Source organism: Fictibacillus iocasae, from assembly GCF_042665465.1.
Lineage (GTDB): Bacteria > Bacillota > Bacilli > Bacillales > Fictibacillaceae > Fictibacillus > Fictibacillus iocasae.
On the sequence record NZ_JBHTCP010000015.1, the window covers coordinates 108,228 to 128,887 of the forward strand.

A 20,660-nucleotide genomic window follows, 5' to 3' on the forward strand; every position below is an offset into this window, starting at 1 on the left:
TCAAAAACAGCGCTGCCGCAACTAGCTGGCAAGCGCTGTTTTTTCTCGTTTAATAGCATTTCTCTAGATCAGCCAGCTTCTGAATGTCACTGGCTTTGCATACTATTTCTCCTGTTTTGTCTAATGACAAACTGACCGTTGTGTCTTCCATTCCGGCTTTGTTGAGCAATTCGAATGCTTTTAACAAGCTATCTGCATTATACGGCTGCTGCACATACATTCGGACATGATGTTCATATAAATCCACCGTTAAATCCTCATGTTCGACCTTTTTCAAATCAGAAGAAGCCGTCACTTCATATTTTTCGAATTCCGCCAAAAATTCTTGCGTCATCGTTTTTTGAGCGTGCAATGCACCGAACTGCTGTGCCAGCTTCTGCTTAAACTCATCCAGGCTGTCGACAGCGTATGTTGGTGTATAGATATGGGCATTTTCGGACCCATCATAATCACTGCTTGTCATCGTTTTAACAGTTGTAGATAAAGAAAGGGAGATTTCATAGTGCTTCTTTCCGACAATCTTTCGGGCGCCCGTATTGAAATCATTGACCATCCGCTCCACATCAACAGTACGGCCATCATAGGATGCCTTAATGTGTACATGTGCTGCCGCACCGTCCGTTGTGCCAGAATCATACTCTATGCTGTCTAATCCATTATTTTTTAAGGATTGTATCGTTTGCTTGTATGCTCCATCGTGTTTTAATAAGTATTCATGTTTTTTCTCAATAAAATTATCATCAATAGGCTGATTTTCATCGTTGTTGCCGTATGCCGTAAACTTAATCACATGTTCGTCCTCTGTCACCATTTCCGCTTCAAAGTCATCCGTAACCATCCAGGCTACCAAAATAACAAAGATACTCCCTGCTCCAGCTTCTTTTATAGAAGAGACTTTTGATTCTACTCCATACCGTTCCTTCATCATGCTCTCAGCATTTCGGGAAAACCGCTCTTCGTCGTCAGATGAGCAGCCCGAGAGCAGCATGATGCCAATGAATACACTCAGTAACTTTTTCATGTTTGCACTCCCATTTGCTCAATAAGCGCCAATTTAACTAATTTCTGTTATGAAATGGAAACCGTATCTACTTACCAATTAACCAATAAAATTAATAGTAAACTTATCTAAGAACATCGCCCTATTATGTAATATTTTCTTTTTTATTTCTATTTCTACGGAATGTCCTATTAATAAATCCCAAAGCAGATAATAACACGATGGAAGAGAACCATAAATAAAAGCCAAGGTTCCGTTCCGTAACAACAGATGTATCACCATTTTCATTTAGTGGCATCACAATTCTCATAAATGCAGTTACAGTCAATAACAGCATAAATATATGACTAATATGAGTTGATTTCCCTCTCATCGTTTGAACCGAAATGTAAAAGAAAAACAAGTTTGCATACCAACCAGCAGCATATACCTTCCCTGCCAATAAGCCCATCCAACCTATTAGCAATATACTAAGTCCACCGAATTCATCTCCGTTAGCTGTTGCTAGAGAAGGTAACATTAAAGAAACGCAGTACATAGCCCAAATCACTAATAGAGCAATCGTATTCAACTTATTACTATTCTTGCTCAATGCTTCATCCTCCTTAGCATGTATTTATTTTATAACAACTCACAAAAATGAAACCGTCCCCGATCCACATTCTCTCCTCTATTAAACTCTACTTTCTTCTTAAAAATCGGCCCCTCAAATGCAAACGTATGAAACTCGCCGTTCTCTCCGCAAGGGTCAATTGCGCCTGGCAGTTCCCGAATGAACGCCTCGTCCATCACTCGTCCTAAGAACACATCGGATAAGACTTCCGTATCCACACAGGTCGTTATCGTCTTGAACCCTAACGAGAAAAAGGTGTGGACCAGTTCATCCGTCTTACGCCCCCATAAAGGGAAAACTGCGTTCATCCCCACTTGCTCCAGTGACTCCTCACGATACTTTCTTACATCTTCCAGAAAAATGTCGCCGAACATGAACGTCTCCACACCTTCTTCTTTCAATTGTATTAGCTGATGGCGCATCCGTTCCTGATACACCTCATTCGTACACGTCTGCGGAATATACACCTTTCGCAGCGGAAATCCTGCACTCGCCGCCTGCTTTTCCAGCAACGACTCTGGCACACCGTGCATGCTGATGCGGTTGTAACCTTCGGTGAAAGTCGTAAACAGTGAGACAATCTCGTACTGATTTTCCTTCATCAAGCAATATAAGGCGAGCGCGCTATCTTTGCCGCCGCTCCACGATATCGCAATTCTTGGTTTCATAACCATATGCACCTCAATCGCTCATTCTATCTACTAAAATAGTAACATCTTTTAGGCTTGCAATATTGAGAATAACTAACCAAATAGTAAACAAAAAAGCTCGGAGCTTTAGCTCAAAGCTTTTTATATTTTTTATCTAAAATGCTGCAAAACAGTGCCTTTTCCATCACTTGTTTCAATTTCTGCATATGCTCCATTGATAAAAGTGATTTGAGGCGGCAAATGTCCGCAATCTATGTCATAGATGATGGGAATTCGAAGTTCTTCCGCTAGTTCATCGTATACCTCTTCAACGGTATAGCCATTAACAGACGTACTAGCTGGATTTCTGCCAAACACAATTCCCGAACACTGATCAAACCAGCCGGCTAATTTCATCTGAACAAGCGTCCGGCGTAATTCGGTAGTCAGCATCTCACAATTCTCCAGAAACCAAATCACAGGTTCATTATAAAGATGATTTTTCCGAAAGGCCGCTACATCTCCATACGGTGTGCCAATGATATGTCGGATACTATCCATACATCCTCCAAGTAAACGTCCCTGAATTTTAACCGATTGGTTTGAAACCGTGTTCCAGTGAGTGGGTTCGTTTAAATGAAATACATAAGGGGACGGTTTATCATACTGCCACTCTTTTTGATAGTTTTTAGAAGAATGCTGAAGGATTGACCCACCTTTTTTAGTAGAAAGTACAGACCTCCACATCAGAGTCGTCTCATCGGAATAGTCTCCCCTCAAATCAACAAAATTTGTTCCGTGAGCCGTAGCCATACCTGTTTTCAGTGTAATAGCCAATAATAGTAGACTAATATCGGAATAGCCAACGATCCACTTATTTTGTATGTTGTCGAAGTCAATATACTCCAGCATCTCAATGAGCAGTTCTCCGCCCCACGGGGGGAAAATGAGATGAATAGTTTCATCCTGCATCATTGTATTAAACTCATCTGCCCGAAATCTTGCTGACGAAGACCTCACTTTATTTTGAGTCCAAACCGTATTACCGCACAACACATGATAGCCCATTGATTTCACGCGGTGACAGGCATCTTCCACAAGCTTGTGCAAATCTTCTGGCACACCTGATGATGGGGCAGTAACACCTATGGTTGCCCCCTCCTTTAAAAACGGATATCGTATCATAAACAAGCCCCTCTCTATACCTTTTTTCTTGATCATATTTTACAGTTAATAAAAGTTCATCCCTAAATACCTTTCCAATATTCCCATGCACCTAAATAATCTTCAAAATCATCAGGATGATGCTTCAGGCACGTACTTAATCTCAAGTACAAGACAATCAAAATATTTTCATATAAATTTGTTACAGAATATTCTTCAATATTTAGTTGATGCACCGCTGTTTCAACGGTCTGCCTCGTCAATTGGTCCGGCGAAGAAAAGATCGCATACAGCAAATCATATAGAGGATCGCCGAATACAGGGGTAGGATCAATTAGCCCCGTTAATTTCCCTTCGTAAAAAATAAAATTATGCACGCCAAAATCGCCGTGAAGCAAATAAGGCGTGTGCACTTCCAGCTGTTGGATAGCGTCCAGCACCCGGTTGAAATCATCTTCACCAAGGTGTGATTTCAGCATTTCACCGGCTTCCATTACCCTTTGCAAAAGGAAAGCCTTCCAAGTATTCACCGGTTCGTCAGCCCAGCCCCACCAAGCTTCGTCTGGTGCCGGCCTGTATTGATTGATCACATCTCTTACTAATATCGTCAGCCATTCCTGTTTATCTGTACCATCGTAACCGACAGAGCCTTCAACAAACGAATACACAATATACTGGTCGTTCGGATCGACATAAAGCAGACGCGGCAGACGCTGAATATCACGATAAAAGCGAAGAAAATCACCTTCTGCTTTATTGATCTGCGGATCATTGGATTTCACAACCACCCTGCTTCCATCCGTTAGCCACAGCAAATACAATTCACTAACAGTCCCGCCGCTTAATGGCTTGATCTCCACAGGTTCTGAATCAATGATTTGATTGGCAGCCAGTATCGCTATTACGTTTCTTATCTCCATAATCTTTCCTTCTCTTCCTCTCAATCTGCTGTTTTCCCATGATTAGTCTTTCTCTGCCACACTCTCGTACAGTTTATTAGAATCTTTCTTTCTAAGATCCACATGACGGTCGCGGTCGGTAGATACGTGCACGTTCTAATTAGTTTGTTAAATTTTAACACATGTCGTTTGAAAGTGCTGAAAAATGAAGCCCCTTCAACGTTTGGACTTCTACAAAACGGTATGTTTTCTTTTAGAACCTAAGAAAAATGCTTTTAGAGAAACCCATCCTCTACAAGCTTACCTTTATTATTACCGCTCATAAAAAGCCGGGGGTTCAATTCCTAACAGTCTTAAGTACGTATACCCTTGTCCTCTGTGGTGAATTTCATTTTCTAATCCGTACTGAAGTCTAGCAAAGTGGCTTTGGGCTTCACCAAAGAACGGATCTTTCATGACAACCTCGAGCCTTTCTTCAGGCATCTCGTTCCACATCTTGCTCGTATGAGCACGTACTTCATCACACGTTCTGATCAGCTCTTCCTTAGTGGAAATCCCCTCAAAAACATCTTTATATTCCCACACATCTAATGCAACGCCACTCATATAGCCATGTTCCATGTTTACGATCTCTTTAACCATCTCTGCAAACGGTCTAAGCTGCGGATGAGGTGAATAACCAAACAATGAATCTTCTGGAAAGGCTTCTACAATGCGTATCGTTAATCGTCTATTTCCTTCTAAAACCTCAAAAAAAGCGTCTTTTGTTAGAATCATTTTTTAACCCCCTTTTTTAGCTACTACTTCCTATTCCCTGTTCAATCCCCATATCCTATCTTGTGTGTTCTTTTTCTCCCGACCCTTTTCTCCGTTGATAACAGAGTTTTTTTACTTTTTAGGGTATTATTTTCACGATAACTTATTTCAACAAACAGTAAAAAGGGGCTACAACATGAAAACCGTTATTATTGCTACCATGGCAGACTCAGAAAAAATAGTAACCATAGACAGTGAAATTATAGGAAACACCAGTAGACGTAAGACCATTGAAAATGCTATTGAAGAAGGACGTTGTTTAATCGCAAAGGAAGGGAATGATAGTGTAGGTTTTTTACTATATGAGACCAACTTTTTCGAGTGTTCATTTATATCACTAATTGTTGTATCACCTTTAAAAAGACGTAAAGGATATGCAAGTCTTCTGTTGGATTTTATGTTAAGAACCTCAACTACTGAAAAAGTGTTTTCTTCTACGAATCGCTCTAACATCCATATGCATAAAGTATTTGATTCAAATGGATTTATTCAAAGCGGTATAGTTGAAAATTTAGACGATGGTGATCCTGAAATTATCTATTTTAAATTAAAAAGCTAACAAGTCTAGACGTTCTTTAAAGGCCTCACACTAAAATGCAACGTGAGACAATTTGAATTCTAGCAGGCACTAAGGCATACATAGTGTTCCCCTATAAAATCTAACGTGCGGAGTACGCAAAAACGCTGCATGAAAGCCCAGACTGGCTTCCATGCAGCGTTTTACATTATATCTACCAAATCTGCTCTACCCACTCTGGATGGTCAATGAATGGGTTGCGGTTGTGCTGGAACTGGTCGTAGATGATGTTGTTGCGGTTGCGCTCCCAGTTATCGACGGGATCCTGTGCGTGCCATTGCAGCAGCACGGATAATTTACCGTGATAAGGCGCTGTTCCGTTGTTGACAAGATTGTTCAGCTCAAGCTGCGGCTCGCCGCTCATGTCCCCTTCATAACGGACGGCCATGTAAAAGAGCATACGCGCCACATCGCCTTTCACCGCATTTCTTGGTTCCCACGAGTCGCTGTCATAATAGTTTCCGAGCGCCTCTGTGTGCTGTGTGCCGCCGTTATCAAAATCAAGGTTGCCGCGTGAGCTGTTCACGCTCACATCAGTCGGACGCAGGTGGTGAATGTCTGTCCCTGCTCCCATTGTCGTTCCGAAATCACCATGAGACTTTGCCCATACGTGCTCGCGGTTCCAGTCGTTCACATTGCTGCCGTTCGATGTTTTGCTTTGCGAACGGCCTGTGTATAGAAGAATAACGTTGTTGCTGTTATTTGGATCCTGATCCGTCACACGCAGCGCGGTCCAAACGGCGTCATAGGAAAGCTTTGTATGATCGTCAATAATATTGTGAAGCGCTGTTTTCAACGCCGCACCTGTTTTCCCAACAGCCGGAGCATAATAACTTTCATCATAAGCCGGCGGATCTACTGGGTCAGTTGGCGGATCGGTCGGTGTTGTACCGGACACTTTTTCCATCGCCGTGACATTCTTTAATCCAGCATGCGTGAAATAGGAAGTTAAATAACCAGTAACCTTCACCGCTTGTCCTTTTAAACTCGGATTTGTCATTAACCCAAATGTAGAACGATAAGATGTTGGAATCTGAACATATACCATATTTGCAGTATTCGTTTCCGATGCGCTGTCTGCCAATGCAATGGCGTAATCGCTAGGATAATTGCTGGTTACAACCGTATTGGTCGCAGTCGGCTGCCCGACGACAAAGCCCTGTACCGTCTTTAACGTGTTGTTTTGATTCGCAATGCTTTGTGCGACCGAATACGGACTGCTCCACGATCCGTCGCCTGCCGCTTGTAATGTTGGGATAAAGGATAAAGAACCAATAATTAATGCCATAACGACCGAGAAAAGTGAAAGGAACTGTTTGTTGCCATACCTTTTCATCATGATTAACGCCTCCCCAATTTATGAACCGATGCCGCATAACCTTTGAAACAGTTTTAATACTACAACAAGTTTGTTAACTACATTTTACAGATTTGTAAATCGAGTTAACTAGCGACAAAAGGAGCAAAAAAGTCAGCTTTCCTTCAGATAGAATGTACCTAGTTCAAGCAGCCAACTTGGTTTTGTAGGCAGAAAGATAGAGGCGAGCGAATGATGAATTAGCTTGTGCGTTCGTCTCATTACCATCCATCACAAACAAAAAAACTCAGCACACCGTTGTGTCCGAGTTTTTTTCCTTATCGTTCCCACTCTTTACTGCTTACTCTTCAGTTGCTCAAACAACTTCTCAACTGTACCGATGCCGACGTTCGTATATTTAGCGAGAATCACAAGCTCTTTCGGCAGCTGGCCAACGGTATGGATTCCGTTTTCATTCAGCTGGCGAATCAAGCTCGGAATACCAACGAACTCTTCGCCTGACAGCGGTATGTTCGACAGCTTTTCCGTCACGATCATATAGTCCGCTTTATAGAAAAATAAGAGCTCGCCGCGGCGAGCATCACTGATCTCATTCCGCCTTATTTCCTCTTGCACGAAAACCGCCAGCTCTTCAAACAGCTGCTGATCGTTCTTTTCGTTATAACGCTTCACCTGTTTATGAAGGTTCTCGAGCTTGGCCGGCAGCTCGCTCATGAACCGCGCCTGCTGCACCTCGCCTAATCGAATCAAAAAGGTTTCTGATTTCGGAAACCGCTGAGGCAAGAGAAATGCATCTCGCAAAAAGTATGGGATGCTTAAGGTTTCACCGCCATAACCCAGCTCTCGAATCGGTGTGAAGCTTGCTGGCTCAGCCACTTCCACGGTGACGGCCACTTCTTTTTCTATCGTCCCGCCAGCAGGTGGCGACGAGAGGATCTCCTCCAGCGCTTTTAGCCGCGCGATCAGTTCACTAATATCCGACTGTCCGTCCTTCGGGAAGGCGGGCTCCTGATAATCCGGCACGGTCACCTGCAGCGGACCGTAGCATTCGATATACCACTTCACAATCGTATAAAGCGCCTCCCATGACAGCAGCGCCTCAGAATAGCGGAACATTCTGGAATCATGCGACGCCTCGTTCCCTACCTTTCGGACATGGTGCAGACTGTCGCTCACCTTTTGAACAAGAAATCCGCTCTCGTTCAGTAGGGTGATCCTCTCAAGAAGCGTCATCTGCGGCGTTTCCGGCAGCTTTTCCACAATCATCACGTTCTTCAGGATATTCTCAATAAATACCCGCGAATGCGTCAGCATCGTTCGCGGACTCGAAAAGATACTATGCTCTAATTCACGAGCCAGCAGCGCCAGCTCTTTGGAAATCGGTTCTAAAAACTGATAAAAGTACGATGATGTAGACATGATCCATCTCCTGCATAAGTAAAATCGCTGAGCATCTTGGAGTCAATCAGCTATTGCCATTTTACCGCAATACTCTTTCTAAAAAAATGGCGGATTTACGTGAAGTCAACGTAATTACCCGCTGAATTAGATAATCTAGCTGATTAAGTATCATGGATAAAATTTATTTGCAGATTTTCAACATTTATTTGCAGATTTAAGATATATATTTGCAAATCCGCGGCCATTATTTGCAGATCTAAAAATTTATTTGCACAGCCTAAATTTAGCTTATTTTTATTTATTTTATGACATGTTTATTTGCAGCTAAGACTCTTTATTTGCAGCTTCACAACGCACCCGCACTACGTCTAGAACATAATCAAAAAGCCCCCACCCAAAAATTGAGGTGAAGGCTCTTCCTACCGTTAACTAAAACTCATTTCTTTTTTTTTGTTCAGTCCGAGTGTCTGCGAGGTGGACATGGTGACCTCTTGCAGCAGCTCTGGATTTTCAGACAATGACACGCCATACGAAGGAATCATCTTCTTCAGCTTTGGCTCCCACTCGCTCATATGCTGTGGGAAGCACTTGGCGAACACTTCTAGCATGACGTGAACAGCTGTCGATGCACCAGGTGAGGCGCCGAGCAGCGCGGCGACCGATCCGTCCGCTGCACTCACCACTTCTGTTCCGAACTGCAGCGTTCCTTTTCCGCCTTCTCTCGTGTCCTTGATCACCTGCACACGCTGCCCGGCCACGACCGTATCCCAATCCGACGCCTTGGCGTTCGGGATGAACTCACGCAGCTCTTCCACACGCTTTTCATGCGACAGCATGACCTGCTCGATCAAATACTTCGTCAGTCCCATTTCCTTCGCGCCGGCTGCGAGCATCGTCAGGACATTGTACGGCTTCACAGAACCGATCAGATCTAAATTGGAACCTGTTTTCAAAAACTTTGGCGTGAAGCCGGCGAACGGTCCGAACAGCAGCGACTTCTTGTTATCGATGTAGCGCGTATCCAGGTGCGGCACAGACATTGGCGGCGCGCCGACTTTGGCTTTGCCGTATACTTTTGCATGATGCTGCGCGACAATCTCTGGATTCTTACATACGAGGAACAGCCCGCTGACCGGGAAACCGCCAATGTTCTTCGACTCTGGAATACCAGTCTTCTGGAGAATAGGCAGACTCGCACCCCCCGCACCGATAAAGACAAACTTGGCGTGGTGCTTCTCCGTACGGCCGCTCTCGAGATTTTCGACCTTCACTTCCCACGATCCGTCACTGCTGCGTTTCATGTTCTTCACACTATGCTTGTAATGGACCTGGACGTCTTGCTTTTGCAGATGGTCGAACAGCATGCGTGTGAGCGCACCGAAGTTTACATCGGTTCCCGCATCGATCTTCGTCGCTGCGATCGGCTCATTCATCTTGCGCCCTTCCATGATCAAAGGCATCCACTCGATCAATTTTTCCGGATGATCACTGAACTCCATCCCTTTAAACAGCGGATTGCCTGAAAGCGCTTTAAATCTTTTCTTCAAAAATTCGACGTTCTGCTTTCCTTGAACCATGCTCATATGAGGGATCGGCATGATAAAGTCCTGCGGATTGCGAATCAGCTTGGCTTTAACAAGGTGCGACCAGAATTGCATGGAAACCTGGAACTGCTCGTTTACTTTAATCGCCTTGCTCACATCGATCGATCCGTCTGGCTTTTCATTCGTATAGTTCAGCTCGCACAGAGCCGCATGGCCCGTACCCGCGTTATTCCACTCGTTCGAGCTTTCTTCGCCTGCTTTTGCCAGCTTCTCGAACACTTTAATGTTCCAATCAGGTGCGAGTTCCTTCAACAATGCACCCAACGTCGCACTCATTACACCCGCACCAATCAAGATAACGTCTGTCTTCTTCTGAACGCTGCTCATACATACCCTTCCTTTATCGCCTGAAGTTTGTGTAAAGTTAGGCGCCTCACCCATAAGCTCGGGCGGCGTCAGTGACACTTATCTATTCACACTATTACTAGAGTAACTATTATCTAATAATTATAAACTATTTAAATATGAAAAAGAATGAGAATTCCGCCCAGAATGCTCTGAAAATTGAACAAAATTTAAAAATAGTCACTTTTTTCGTTCGATTCTTCCGTAAAATATGCCGCAGGTCGTGTCACGGATCATTCCGCATTAAATAAACAATAAGAAAAAAAAAATAAAAAATATTAATAAAGAAGTCGTAAAAAGCCTCTTTTTTCTCATTTCGCTCGATTTACTGTCGTAGGAAATTTTCTAAAAAGGGGCAGACGATATGAATTATATAAAAGAAATGAATGCTTTTTACGACTGGCTGGAGACGAATGAGCTGTCTCCTTCCGCCATCAATGTATGGTATGCACTTCTCCACATAAACAACAAGGCGGGATGGGCCCAAAGTTTCGCGGTAGCCGAATCGGTGCTGCATGTGAAAACCGGCTTAAGCGATCGGACAATCCGAAAAGCACGGGCTGAGCTGAAAGACAAGAACCGCATCCATTGTGAATCCCGTAGCGGCGGACGTGCACCACTTTACACGATGATTCCTTTCCACCCTGCTGACGTCCGAACGACTGATCGCACCACAGAAAAATCCGCAGACGTGGCAAAACCATCGCCTCCAACGAGCCCGGGCTTACTCAAAGCGTTTGTCGCCAGCTTTCACGATCAGCCGAGTCCGGCACAAATTCAGCTTCTCGCCAGCTATATGGAGCAGAACGGCATGTCAGAAGATCTCGTAATCTGGGCGTTGAACGACACCAGACAGCGCGGCAAGCCGTTCGAATATGTCCGCAGCATGCTGAACCGCATGGCGGAGAAGAACATATGTACCGTGGAAGCCGCAATAACCGCCCGCAAGGAATACAAAGCTCGAATGCAACAGCAAACAAAGACCGGAAACATCCGCCCATTTCACAAAAATCGTTCCGGCTCCCCTGTTCCCGATTGGGTAGGTGACCCGCAGCAGTCACTTCAGACCTTTCAACCGACGGACGAGCAAGAAAACCGCCATTGGCTGGAAGGTTTATTAGAAGGGATGTGATTTCCCAGCAAAATAGACGTGACTTCCTTACCAAGCGCCTAACAAAACTGCTCTAATTTGTCGAGCAAACACGCTGTTTCTAAAGGATAGCTGGAACACCCTCTTTGTTCACACCATTATTTTACAGAAAGAGGTTTAGCATGAGGTAGGTAGGTGGTAGTAGATAAATGGGAGATTTTTCATATCACTGTTGATTGAGCTTTATAAAATCTTTCATACAAAGCCTAACTCGCTGCAAACCATTACTAGAGACGTATGGAAACGAGACGCGAATTCTAGTACGATTTTTCTATGGAAACTTCTGTATGGAAGTAGCCGGCAACAGCAGCTTAAACCAAAAGGAACAGACAACTAAACGAATCATGAGGTGTACATTGTGGCAAAAAACAAAGGAAAGAAGAAAAGGAAAGATAACGACGGGTGCCTCGATCAAATAGGGTGCAGCTGTTTGGAAGTGTTTTTATTACCTATCCAAATTGGGATTGTAGGGTATCAGCTGGTTCAGCTTGTGTGATACGAAAATAACAGATAGCCATTAATGGTTTGCCAAAGCGAAGGAGAAGTCATGATCGGGCGGCGGATGGGATGCAGATAGAAGGAGGACAACCGTTTGTCGGTTTCAGATCGCAAGGTAATAAAAGTCAGAGGAAGCTTCTTTATGTACACAATAGCTTTTCTCTATTTCTTCGGTGGGTTATTTTCGTGTTACTTTCTTATTAAAACAGGATTGAAGTTTGAATCCAAATACGCCTTCCTTTATTTAGGAGGGGGCATTATGTTAATGCCTTTCTTCATGTATGAGACGCTTTGGGGATTGCCTGGATTTCTTCCTCCGAAGAGAGCTTTGTTTACAATAGAAACTGGGAAAGACGGACGTATTGTCCAAAAGAAAAAATCAATAGCCTTTGAAGACATAAAAGATATTGAATTTAAACGGAATCCTATAACCCTATTTAATGAAATATTTGTGGAAACGTATTCTAATAAGAAAAAAATTAGAATTAGCACGTATGCATTGCTCTTAGAGGTGAATTTCTACGACCTCGTGGATAAACACATTTACCCTTACATGACAGAGGATGCTAAACGTGTTTGGAACCATAAGCTATCCAATGATCCATTCTTATCAAGCATTGATTACGAACGAAAAATTCATCATACAGATTGATTTAGGCCGCTTAATGTAGAAATCGATTGCTCTATAAGTGAGGTGTAAACATGGACAGAGGAACGGTGAAAGTTAGGGGTCACTGGATCATGTACGTTTGGAATGGGCTTTTTATTTTTGGAGGTTTATTTTCCTGCTATATACTCATCACAGACGGGTTGAAATTTGATTCCGTTCGCTCTATTCAGTATTTAGGTGGAGGGATCATATTTTCACCATTTTTCATCTATATGACACTTTGGATTTTGCCCGGGTATTTGCCTCCAGGAAAGGTGTTATTTACCGTACACACTGGAGAGAACGGGAGACTAACTTCAAAAAAGAATACGGTGCCCTTTTACAAAATTAAGGAAATATATTTGAAAAGAAACCCTGTTAACCTGTTCATTGAAGTATATGTTTTAACGAATGAAAACAAGAAAATGAGGTTTCCAACCTATAACCTTCTCTCTGAACTGACTTTTTATGATGTAATAGACGAACATGTCTATCCTCATATGACGCATGAAGCAAAGGGCCACTGGAACCACCTCATTTCAACAAATGAGGTGCTCATTCGAAATCAATATCAAAGAAAAAGCCAACTGTAAATGGCGATTTACCTTGCCTGATTAACTTCATCAATCGATTGATAAAAACAGAAGTAGAGGAGGCTTTCACTTGAATGCAAATGTAATCAAAGTTAGAGGACACATTTTCATGTATATCATGTCTACTCTCTTTCTTTTCGGAGGCTTGATTTCCTGTTACTTCATCATTAATCATGGTCTGAAATTAAACTCTTTATTATCGTATATTTACTTAGCGGGAGGCATTGTTCTCACCCCCTTCTTTATCTATGAAACGCTTTGGGCACTGCCTGGATTCTTCCCTCCAGGTAAAGTTTTGTTTACCATCACTCCAGGAACCGATGGCTTTCTTCTTCAAAAACAGAAGAAGGTCTCATTCCACGAGATTAAAAAGATTGATTTCAAGCGAAGTCCCATAAATTTATTTAATGAATTATATATCGACACGCACGACAATAAAAAGATCAAATTTAAAACATACAACCTGCTTCATGAAGTTAACTTTTTTGATATGATTGACGAACATATCTATCCTTATTTGCCAAATGAAGCAAAGAGACAATGGGATGAAAAAAAGGCCAACAGCCAACTCATAAAGGATTTGAATTATGAGGGTAAAAATCATAAGATAGACTAACAAACGAAAGAGACCAGGCTTTTTAATCAAAGCTTGGTCTCTTTCAATCATGTCACTCCACCCATTTCACAACATCCTTCATTTCCTGCCGGCTTTTTGGACGCGGTTCGCGGATTCGATACCCGAACGCTGCCATGACGGCGACCTGGAAGTTTCCGCCTTCGAGCACGCCGGCTTTCTCCAGAATGTCATGCACCTTCTCCTGATCGAACCCTTCAATCGGACATGAGTCGATGCCGATCTGAGCGGCAGCTGTCATCATGTTGCCGAGTGCGATGTACACTTGTTTCGCCGCCCAGTCGTTCATATAACGCTCGTCTTCTAGGAGCTTGAAGTCGGATTCTTGGAACGTTTTATAAAACTTGCTGATCGCCTCGTAAGCTTCAGGCGGCATGTGGTGAACGTCTTTTTTCATATGCTCGATATAATCAGAGCTGTAAATCATATCCTCTGCTGAACGAGATAGCATCACGACAAAGTGACTCGCAGTCGGCAGCTGCCCCTGCGCTCCCCAAGAAACGGGTTTCAGCTGTTCGCGCAGCTCACGGTTTTGAATGACAACAAAACGCCATGGCTCAAATCCAAACGAGCTCGGCGACAGGCGGCCTGTTTCCAAAATAAACTCAAAATCCTCATCCGAGATCTTCTTGTTCGGATCAAACTCCTTTGTGGCACTTCTAAATCGAAAAGCGTCAAGTATTTCTTGCTTCTTGGCTTCTGTATTCATGTCACTCTTTGCCTCCATTCATTTATAGGCCTATCATAAAATAATTATTTAATAACTAAAAGTATGTACTTTTAAGTGTTATAGTATCATTTTTATACCATTAAAGAAAGTATGATGGTCCCCTCGGCAACTTCTTCATCTATTCATGCCCAGTGGAAGCCGCGGGCAAGTTAGGCAATCTATTGTCTGTCATAATATCTCCTGATGAGTGGACAGTTATCAGCTATAACGTTTGACTTCCCTCTCGGATGCATGATACGAAAAGGATACGCACAGAAACAAAATTATGGAGGTCAGTTATAAATGGAGCCACACAATAAAGCGTTTAGCGAAGCATTAGTAAAATCTTTACGAGGTGAACGAGGACATCTTCCTATAAAGAATGCACTGTATGATATCGACATGGATCTTGCGGGAAGACCCATAAACGAACTGCCATACACGATCTATCAATTAGTGAAACACATGGCCTACTGGCAGGATTTCCTTTTATTGGCTGCAGAGGACAAAGAACGTACACTCCCTTCCTCTGTGGGAGAAAGCTGGCCAGATGAGCAAGGCCCAGCTAGCGCGGATGAATGGAAACAGGTCGTGCAGCATTTTCTTCAAGGAATTGATCAAGCGTGTACGCTCGCTGAAACACTTCCACTCGATCAGCACTTAAAGACCTTTCCTGGTGAAACCCCAGGCGGTGTGCTCCGCAATATTGCCTCTCACAACACGTACCACTTAGGAGAAATTGTTGTGATTCGCCGATTATTCAGTGCTTGGCCGCCTCCAACGGGCGGATACCCGGTCTAATCATCAGATTTCCCTGACCTCGGTACGATACCGGAAAAAGGAATAGGACATTTATTTGCAGTTCTGAGAATTTTATTTGCAGATTTCCGCCTCTTATTTGCAGGTTTAAAACATTTATTTGCACAAAGAAATTTTATTTATTTTTCGACACGTTTATTTGCCACAAGGAGCCTTTCCTTGCACGAACGGAATGATTATCCAAAGGTTAGCTTGTTTTAATTTCTCTAAACAAAATAAAGCACTCTTGCGGGACTCTCCCGCTGAGTGCTTTTTTGTGTTCAATGATTTAGTACGCGCCCTGCGAATATGTCATCTCATAGCTATGCGTATAGATCTCGAAAATGTTGCCGAACGGATCTTCTACATAAACCATTTTGTATGGCTTGTCGTTCGGGTAGTATTCGCGGATCGGCATGCGCTGTTTGCCGCCGTGTGCTTTGATCTTCTCTACCATGCCTTCGATATCCGGATCTTGAATACAGAAATGGAAAATGCCTGTTTTCCAATATTCGAAGTTATTTTCCGGCTTTTCGTTTTGCGGGAACTCGAACAACTCGATCCCGATTTTATCGCCTGTTGAAAGGTGGGCGATGCGGAATCTTTCCCAGTCGTTGCCGAACACGTCACGGCACATTTGGCCGATCGCGGAATCATCGTTTTCGACATCCGATGGCTCCATCATCGTGTACCAGCCGAACACCTCTGTATAAAATTTAATGGCTGCGTCCAGATCAGGGACAGACAAGCCAATATGTGAAAAGCTTCTTGGATATGTCATCATGCTAAAAACCTCCTTGATTTGTTTGACAATACACAGTATAACGGGGTATTCTTCTTCACAAAAGTATGCACTTTTTGGGGAGATACTAACCAAAAGGGTAGTAAGGAGAATGAAAATGAGCAGCAACATTAAGGTCGATAATCACGGAAAGCTAAAATGCTCGATTGAATATACGTTGAATAAGGTCGGCGGCAAGTGGAAGCTCGTCATCCTTTGGCACCTCGCCTATGACGGTATGCACCGCTACAACGAACTGAGAAGACTGCTGCCAGGCATTACGCACAAAATGCTTAGCCAGCAGCTGAAAGAGCTCGAACAGGACGGGCTGATCATTCGGACACAATACAACGAAATGCCGCCGCGAGTGGAATATTCCATCTCAGAGAAAGGCTGTACGTTGAAGCCCCTGCTGCAGATCATGCATGAATGGGGCAGCGAGCAGAATCAATAACCTTCTCAACAAACGTCATCTATGATAACCTATAATTATCATAATTTTCCAATTGAAGAAGGCGGTCTTTGGATGATGAAGCACTATTCTTGGGGAAGCTATGTCTCATTCGGATTGCCCATCCTATTGTTCTGCTTATTGTTTGCCGTACCAAGCTTCACCGAAGAATCGGTATTCAAGGTGATTGTCTACACACTATATATCGGATCTCCACTCTCCCTGATCGTGAGTGTGTACGCTCTCGCGAAAAAGAACGAAAAAAAGATGATGAGTGTATTCGGGCTCTTATCCTCGCTCCTTCTGACCGGTTCATTGGTCTACTTCATTTTGCTTGGCTTAGGCATGGGTGAAGCATAAGCTCATCAGCATGTTCAGCACAATATTACCCAACGACATGGAAAATAGCAGCTGAACGATTCAGCTGCTATTTTCCATGTCTATTTTCGGTTAGAGAAACGGGCGGTAAATCAGGGAATATACGATTAACGTGGTAACGGTGATGGCTGCCAAATAAATCAGCTTATGATTTGCCTTTTGATAGAACCAACGAAACAATAGCATGAAGCTAAGGAAATTAAACATAAATTGAAACAAAAAGGTATGGTTGTTATACAAGTAGATACCTACCCCGATGGTTTCGGCAGCTAATCCGCTTATGGGTAATGCATACAATACGTTACTCCATTTGTTCTCCTTGTTCCAAAAGTAAAGGACATAACTAATCGCGCTGCATACTACGGCAACAATTGAATACAGGATGAACAGGCTCCACTGAAATCCGTCATTGTTAAACATAAGAACGAAAAAACCGAGTGCATATTTCAACATGTAAAAACTGATATTCATAGCGAATAAGTACACTAGGACGTTTACAGCAGCCTGTTGATTTGAAGAACTATAATAGGTGATTAAGGTCACGGTCACAATCCAAAAGCCAAATAAAGTGGCGATGGAGCTGAAGCTCCATATGTCATCGTTTGGAAAAAAATCCGTTAATCTTGTTAAAATGCCCGCAACCAACCCCCATCCCACGTAATGAAAGTAAGATTTAAAGGGAATGCGGATTTCTTTGTTACGTGCTATTGCCGTCATGCAAACTCTCCTTCGTTTAGTAAAATTCCAGTTAGCTCGAATTCAACGTTTATTCGTTTGTTCACATCGCAAGATTTTTTCATTGTACAAAGCCTGTAACACAAAATCATTCAACCCATGCTGCAGCTTCAGCGATGTTAACGGGTCGAGTTCTGAAGCCATGAAGACGATTTCCGTCATGTTCCCTTTCTTGTCCTTCGCATACACAGCATTTGTGAGAACGGTGCTCGTGGAGCCCCCTTTACAGCCGGAATGGATGAGGTTCACCTGGTTTCCCGGATCCTTCATGACATCTTCGAGTACCTCATCCAGATAATGCTGAATCTCTAGCGAGAACATCGTTTTCTCATTCAACATCCGCAATACCGTTAAATAGTCCTCTGCCGAAGCTGAAATAAACTGCTTAGACCAAATTTCTTGAAACACCTGATCTAACAATAAAGGGACCCCCATATCCGGCCCCTTCTGTTTTAAAAGTGTGTGAATCTCCCAAGCGAGCTTGCGATAGTCCTCCCGCGATAAGCCCTTCAGTTCCTTCACCAACGTCTTTTTCTCCCTCATTCCTTGCTGCTGCTTCATATACCCAGGAATATAGAGCGAGGAAACAAAAGGAAAGATCGGTTCGTGCGTCTTCAATCCCAATTCTTCTATTGTTTTCTGCAGTGAATCTGCCCCTACCAGATCAATCAGGTATTCACTGTTCGCGTTGGAGCTAAACATCATCATCCCTTTGGCTACTTCCAAAAGCGTCGTTTGGTTGTCTTTCAACAAGCCCTCCTCCGCTAAATACGTCAGCCAGTCACTATGAGCGTTGCCGTCCGTCTTAGGAATGTAATAGTTATGGAGTTCACCCAAAGATACGAACTGCCCCGAATTAAGAATCCCGCTGCCGCATTGTTTCGCAAAGGCGATGGCAATGATGATTTTCGACGTACTGGCGAGCGGGAGAACAGCTTGAAGGTTCTCCGCGAGAATCAGCTGCCCATTTTTCCTGACCCCTATCGCACAGCTGCCTTTTTCCTTATTTTCTTCAATATACGTTAGGATCGCTTGATAATCAGCTTTCTTTGCAGACCGGTTTAACAAGTAGATGCACAGCAAGATGACGAGAACAATAGCTAGAACGGCTATTATAACGAGCATCATCGGCCGTTAATCCAACCTCTTATAAAAGAAATGATGACTGAACCCTTCCGGAAAGTTATCCAGCACCCCATACTCGATATACCCTAACTTTTGATAAAATCCTGGTGCCTGAAAGCTGAGTGTGTCTAATTTGATCAGCTTGCACTCTTTTTTCAGCGCCAGTTCCTCTGCTGCCATCATGAGTTCCTTGCCATATCCCTTGCCTCTCAGCTTTTCCTCTATCCAAAAGAGATCAATGCTTAAGCAATGATAATAGATTTGACCCACAATCCCGCCAAGGACCGTGTCATTTTCATCCTTCAGCAAAATGCTGACCTTTTCAAAAATGGCCTGTCTTGTATGCTCTAATACATTGCTCAAATTGTATTCGATCAAATTTTTCCTTACCTCGTTAACGCCCTCTTCATTCCATTCCGTACTAATGTTTACGTGATCTACCACAAAAGTGACCCCCATTTATGTTCTATTTATTCTTGTCTACTCTTCCTTTATACCTCTCCAGCTCGGTTATTTCCTTCTCGTAATATGAACATTTTATTGAACAAGGCTCACTATAAAGGATATTTAACCATTTTATGGAATAGGTAATCAGACATTCATACAATCGTCACATGAGGAGCTGGTAGGTTGAACGTGTTAGAGGAATTAAAGACGTTTCGTTTTCAACATAGTGAAATGAGTGCCGAGGATGCGGCATTTGCCTCTGCGCTGCAGAGGATATCAGAAGGACATGACGATGAGGCGGCAGAGCGATTAAAGACGCTCTATACTCATACAGTTAACCCCAGATTCCGGAGCAGCTGCGCGCAGCTATTGTTTGCTTTATTTTCGGCGAAAAACGATTGGAAACAGATTGAGATGCTCAACCTTTTTGAGGAGCCAAGCATTGAGAGAAGCAGTCGGATCATCGGGAAAACGATCAGTCAGCATCAGCAGGCGGTGTATGCTTACTCGGAGAATTCATCGGATCACCCGATGACGTTAAGTCTAAGTGGCTGCCCGATGATGGAAGCGACCGTAAATGGAAGGAAAGCATGCTTGTGGCTGGATACTGGAGCAGAGATGACGGTTCTCTCTCATTCTTTAGCTAGAGACTGTGGTGTCAGCTTGCTGCCCAATAGCGCCTTAGAGGTCGAAAATTCGTCCAATAAAGCGCTGAATACGGACTTTGCCTTTATCGATTCCATAGAATTGGGAAGCTTCACCGTCCATAACCAGCCTTCACTGGTCTTGAGCGATGATCTGTTAGTCATACAGAATCCAAAAACGAACGAAGTCATTACCATAGACGGCATTATCGGATGGGACATCATACAGCATCTTTATCTAGAGATTGATTACCGTGAAAAGCGTGTGATGATCAGCAAGCCTGAAACGATGGATACCTCGGAGAACAATCTGTTTTTCTGCGGTTCCCCGATCGTCAAAGTAAAAGGGGAGAATGACGTACCGTTGTACTTTGGATTGGATACCGGCGCAAACAAATCCCATTTCTCACAGCCGCTCTTATCGAAAATGGCTAACCTATTCATTGAAAAAAGAACGGTGCATGCTGGCGGACTGAACGATGTAAAAGAGATCGAGGTAGAGTGCATCGTATCTTTAGACGTTTATTTGAATGATCAACTCATCACCTTACATAATGTCAGAAAGGTACTAGCTGATTTTGGTGCATTCTTTACGCTGGATGGCATCCTAGGCAGCGATATCGGCCACGACGCACGGTTGATTATTGATTACAAGAATCGAAGGCTTGAGCTGGTGAATTAACAAACATAGGAAAAACGACC

Annotated in this window: 23 protein-coding genes; 9 read left to right on the top strand and 14 right to left on the bottom strand. The window is 43.3% G+C overall.

Annotated features, from left to right (window positions below):
- Positions 1–49: 49 nt before the first annotated feature.
- From ACFQPF_RS09670 to ACFQPF_RS09695, 6 genes are all read right to left on the bottom strand, one after another.
- Complete coding sequence (locus tag ACFQPF_RS09670; RefSeq protein WP_379749038.1) at positions 50–1,021, bottom strand: putative periplasmic lipoprotein; 972 nt, start codon at positions 1,019–1,021, stop codon at positions 50–52.
- Between the two features lie 124 nt (positions 1,022–1,145).
- Positions 1,146–1,592 (bottom strand): hypothetical protein, encoded by a 447-nt coding sequence (locus ACFQPF_RS09675; RefSeq protein ID WP_379749040.1) that lies wholly within the window; start codon positions 1,590–1,592, stop codon positions 1,146–1,148.
- Between the two features lie 29 nt (positions 1,593–1,621).
- Entirely contained in the window at positions 1,622–2,281 is a 660-nt protein-coding gene (locus ACFQPF_RS09680; RefSeq protein WP_379749043.1) for a Dph6-related ATP pyrophosphatase, read from the bottom strand.
- Positions 2,282–2,413: 132 nt separating this feature from the next.
- Positions 2,414–3,427: a S66 family peptidase gene (locus ACFQPF_RS09685; protein ID WP_379749045.1), complete on the bottom strand. Its 1,014-nt coding sequence runs from the start codon at positions 3,425–3,427 to the stop codon at positions 2,414–2,416.
- Positions 3,428–3,489: 62 nt separating this feature from the next.
- Complete coding sequence (locus tag ACFQPF_RS09690) at positions 3,490–4,326, bottom strand: phosphotransferase family protein (RefSeq protein WP_379749047.1); 837 nt, start codon at positions 4,324–4,326, stop codon at positions 3,490–3,492.
- A gap of 291 nt (positions 4,327–4,617) precedes the next feature.
- On the bottom strand, positions 4,618–5,082 hold the full coding sequence (locus ACFQPF_RS09695; RefSeq protein WP_379749049.1) for a DinB family protein: 465 nt from the start codon (positions 5,080–5,082) through the stop codon (positions 4,618–4,620).
- Between the two features lie 175 nt (positions 5,083–5,257).
- On the opposite strand from ACFQPF_RS09695, the gene ACFQPF_RS09700 reads away from it, so the two are divergent.
- On the top strand, positions 5,258–5,680 hold the full coding sequence (locus ACFQPF_RS09700) for a GNAT family N-acetyltransferase (protein ID WP_379749051.1): 423 nt from the start codon (positions 5,258–5,260) through the stop codon (positions 5,678–5,680).
- Positions 5,681–5,852: 172 nt separating this feature from the next.
- Here the strand turns inward: ACFQPF_RS09700 and ACFQPF_RS09705 are convergent, their stop codons facing one another.
- The 3 genes from ACFQPF_RS09705 to ACFQPF_RS09715 form a co-directional block, all read right to left on the bottom strand.
- Complete coding sequence (locus ACFQPF_RS09705; RefSeq protein WP_379749146.1) at positions 5,853–7,034, bottom strand: endonuclease; 1,182 nt, start codon at positions 7,032–7,034, stop codon at positions 5,853–5,855.
- A 315-nt stretch (positions 7,035–7,349) separates the two neighbouring features.
- Complete coding sequence (locus ACFQPF_RS09710) at positions 7,350–8,435, bottom strand: DUF4145 domain-containing protein (protein WP_379749053.1); 1,086 nt, start codon at positions 8,433–8,435, stop codon at positions 7,350–7,352.
- 407 nt (positions 8,436–8,842) lie between these two features.
- Positions 8,843–10,348: a malate:quinone oxidoreductase gene (locus ACFQPF_RS09715; protein ID WP_379749055.1), complete on the bottom strand. Its 1,506-nt coding sequence runs from the start codon at positions 10,346–10,348 to the stop codon at positions 8,843–8,845.
- Positions 10,349–10,730: 382 nt separating this feature from the next.
- On the opposite strand from ACFQPF_RS09715, the gene ACFQPF_RS09720 reads away from it, so the two are divergent.
- The 4 genes from ACFQPF_RS09720 (at position 10,731) to ACFQPF_RS09735 (ending at position 13,872) form a co-directional block, all read left to right on the top strand.
- On the top strand, positions 10,731–11,498 hold the full coding sequence (locus ACFQPF_RS09720; protein ID WP_379749058.1) for a DnaD domain protein: 768 nt from the start codon (positions 10,731–10,733) through the stop codon (positions 11,496–11,498).
- 610 nt (positions 11,499–12,108) lie between these two features.
- Complete coding sequence (locus ACFQPF_RS09725) at positions 12,109–12,666, top strand: DUF5381 family protein (protein WP_379749060.1); 558 nt, start codon at positions 12,109–12,111, stop codon at positions 12,664–12,666.
- A 50-nt stretch (positions 12,667–12,716) separates the two neighbouring features.
- Positions 12,717–13,256, top strand: a complete 540-nt coding sequence (locus ACFQPF_RS09730) for a DUF5381 family protein (RefSeq protein WP_379749062.1) — start codon at positions 12,717–12,719, stop codon at positions 13,254–13,256.
- 70 nt (positions 13,257–13,326) lie between these two features.
- Positions 13,327–13,872, top strand: coding sequence for a DUF5381 family protein (locus tag ACFQPF_RS09735; protein WP_379749064.1), 546 nt, complete (start codon positions 13,327–13,329; stop codon positions 13,870–13,872).
- Positions 13,873–13,924: 52 nt separating this feature from the next.
- Here ACFQPF_RS09735 and ACFQPF_RS09740 read toward each other — a convergent pair whose 3' ends face one another.
- The gene (locus tag ACFQPF_RS09740) at positions 13,925–14,599 is read right to left on the bottom strand and encodes an NAD(P)H-dependent oxidoreductase (RefSeq protein ID WP_379749066.1); all 675 of its coding nucleotides are present in this window, start codon (positions 14,597–14,599) and stop codon (positions 13,925–13,927) included.
- A 303-nt stretch (positions 14,600–14,902) separates the two neighbouring features.
- On the opposite strand from ACFQPF_RS09740, the gene ACFQPF_RS09745 reads away from it, so the two are divergent.
- Positions 14,903–15,400, top strand: coding sequence for a DinB family protein (locus ACFQPF_RS09745; protein ID WP_379749069.1), 498 nt, complete (start codon positions 14,903–14,905; stop codon positions 15,398–15,400).
- Between the two features lie 286 nt (positions 15,401–15,686).
- Here ACFQPF_RS09745 and ACFQPF_RS09750 read toward each other — a convergent pair whose 3' ends face one another.
- Positions 15,687–16,178: a lactoylglutathione lyase family protein gene (locus tag ACFQPF_RS09750; RefSeq protein ID WP_379749148.1), complete on the bottom strand. Its 492-nt coding sequence runs from the start codon at positions 16,176–16,178 to the stop codon at positions 15,687–15,689.
- A gap of 118 nt (positions 16,179–16,296) precedes the next feature.
- Here ACFQPF_RS09750 and ACFQPF_RS09755 point away from each other — a divergent pair, with 118 nt between their 5' ends.
- Together ACFQPF_RS09755 and ACFQPF_RS09760 are read left to right on the top strand one after the other, a co-directional pair.
- On the top strand, positions 16,297–16,632 hold the full coding sequence (locus ACFQPF_RS09755) for a winged helix-turn-helix transcriptional regulator (RefSeq protein WP_379749071.1): 336 nt from the start codon (positions 16,297–16,299) through the stop codon (positions 16,630–16,632).
- A 72-nt stretch (positions 16,633–16,704) separates the two neighbouring features.
- Positions 16,705–16,989 carry a hypothetical protein gene (locus ACFQPF_RS09760; RefSeq protein ID WP_379749073.1) on the top strand — a complete coding sequence of 95 codons (285 nt, stop codon included), beginning with the start codon at positions 16,705–16,707 and terminating at the stop codon, positions 16,987–16,989.
- A 90-nt stretch (positions 16,990–17,079) separates the two neighbouring features.
- Here the strand turns inward: ACFQPF_RS09760 and ACFQPF_RS09765 are convergent, their stop codons facing one another.
- Genes ACFQPF_RS09765 through ACFQPF_RS09775 form a run of 3 tightly spaced genes read right to left on the bottom strand, consistent with a single transcriptional unit; the run spans position 17,080 to position 19,311 of the window.
- Positions 17,080–17,724 carry a hypothetical protein gene (locus tag ACFQPF_RS09765; protein ID WP_379749075.1) on the bottom strand — a complete coding sequence of 215 codons (645 nt, stop codon included), beginning with the start codon at positions 17,722–17,724 and terminating at the stop codon, positions 17,080–17,082.
- Between the two features lie 42 nt (positions 17,725–17,766).
- Entirely contained in the window at positions 17,767–18,870 is a 1,104-nt protein-coding gene (locus tag ACFQPF_RS09770; protein ID WP_379749078.1) for a serine hydrolase, read from the bottom strand.
- 6 nt (positions 18,871–18,876) lie between these two features.
- Complete coding sequence (locus ACFQPF_RS09775; protein WP_379749080.1) at positions 18,877–19,311, bottom strand: GNAT family N-acetyltransferase; 435 nt, start codon at positions 19,309–19,311, stop codon at positions 18,877–18,879.
- Positions 19,312–19,503: 192 nt separating this feature from the next.
- On the opposite strand from ACFQPF_RS09775, the gene ACFQPF_RS09780 reads away from it, so the two are divergent.
- On the top strand, positions 19,504–20,640 hold the full coding sequence (locus ACFQPF_RS09780) for a pepsin/retropepsin-like aspartic protease family protein (RefSeq protein WP_379749150.1): 1,137 nt from the start codon (positions 19,504–19,506) through the stop codon (positions 20,638–20,640).
- Positions 20,641–20,660 lie beyond the last annotated feature (20 nt).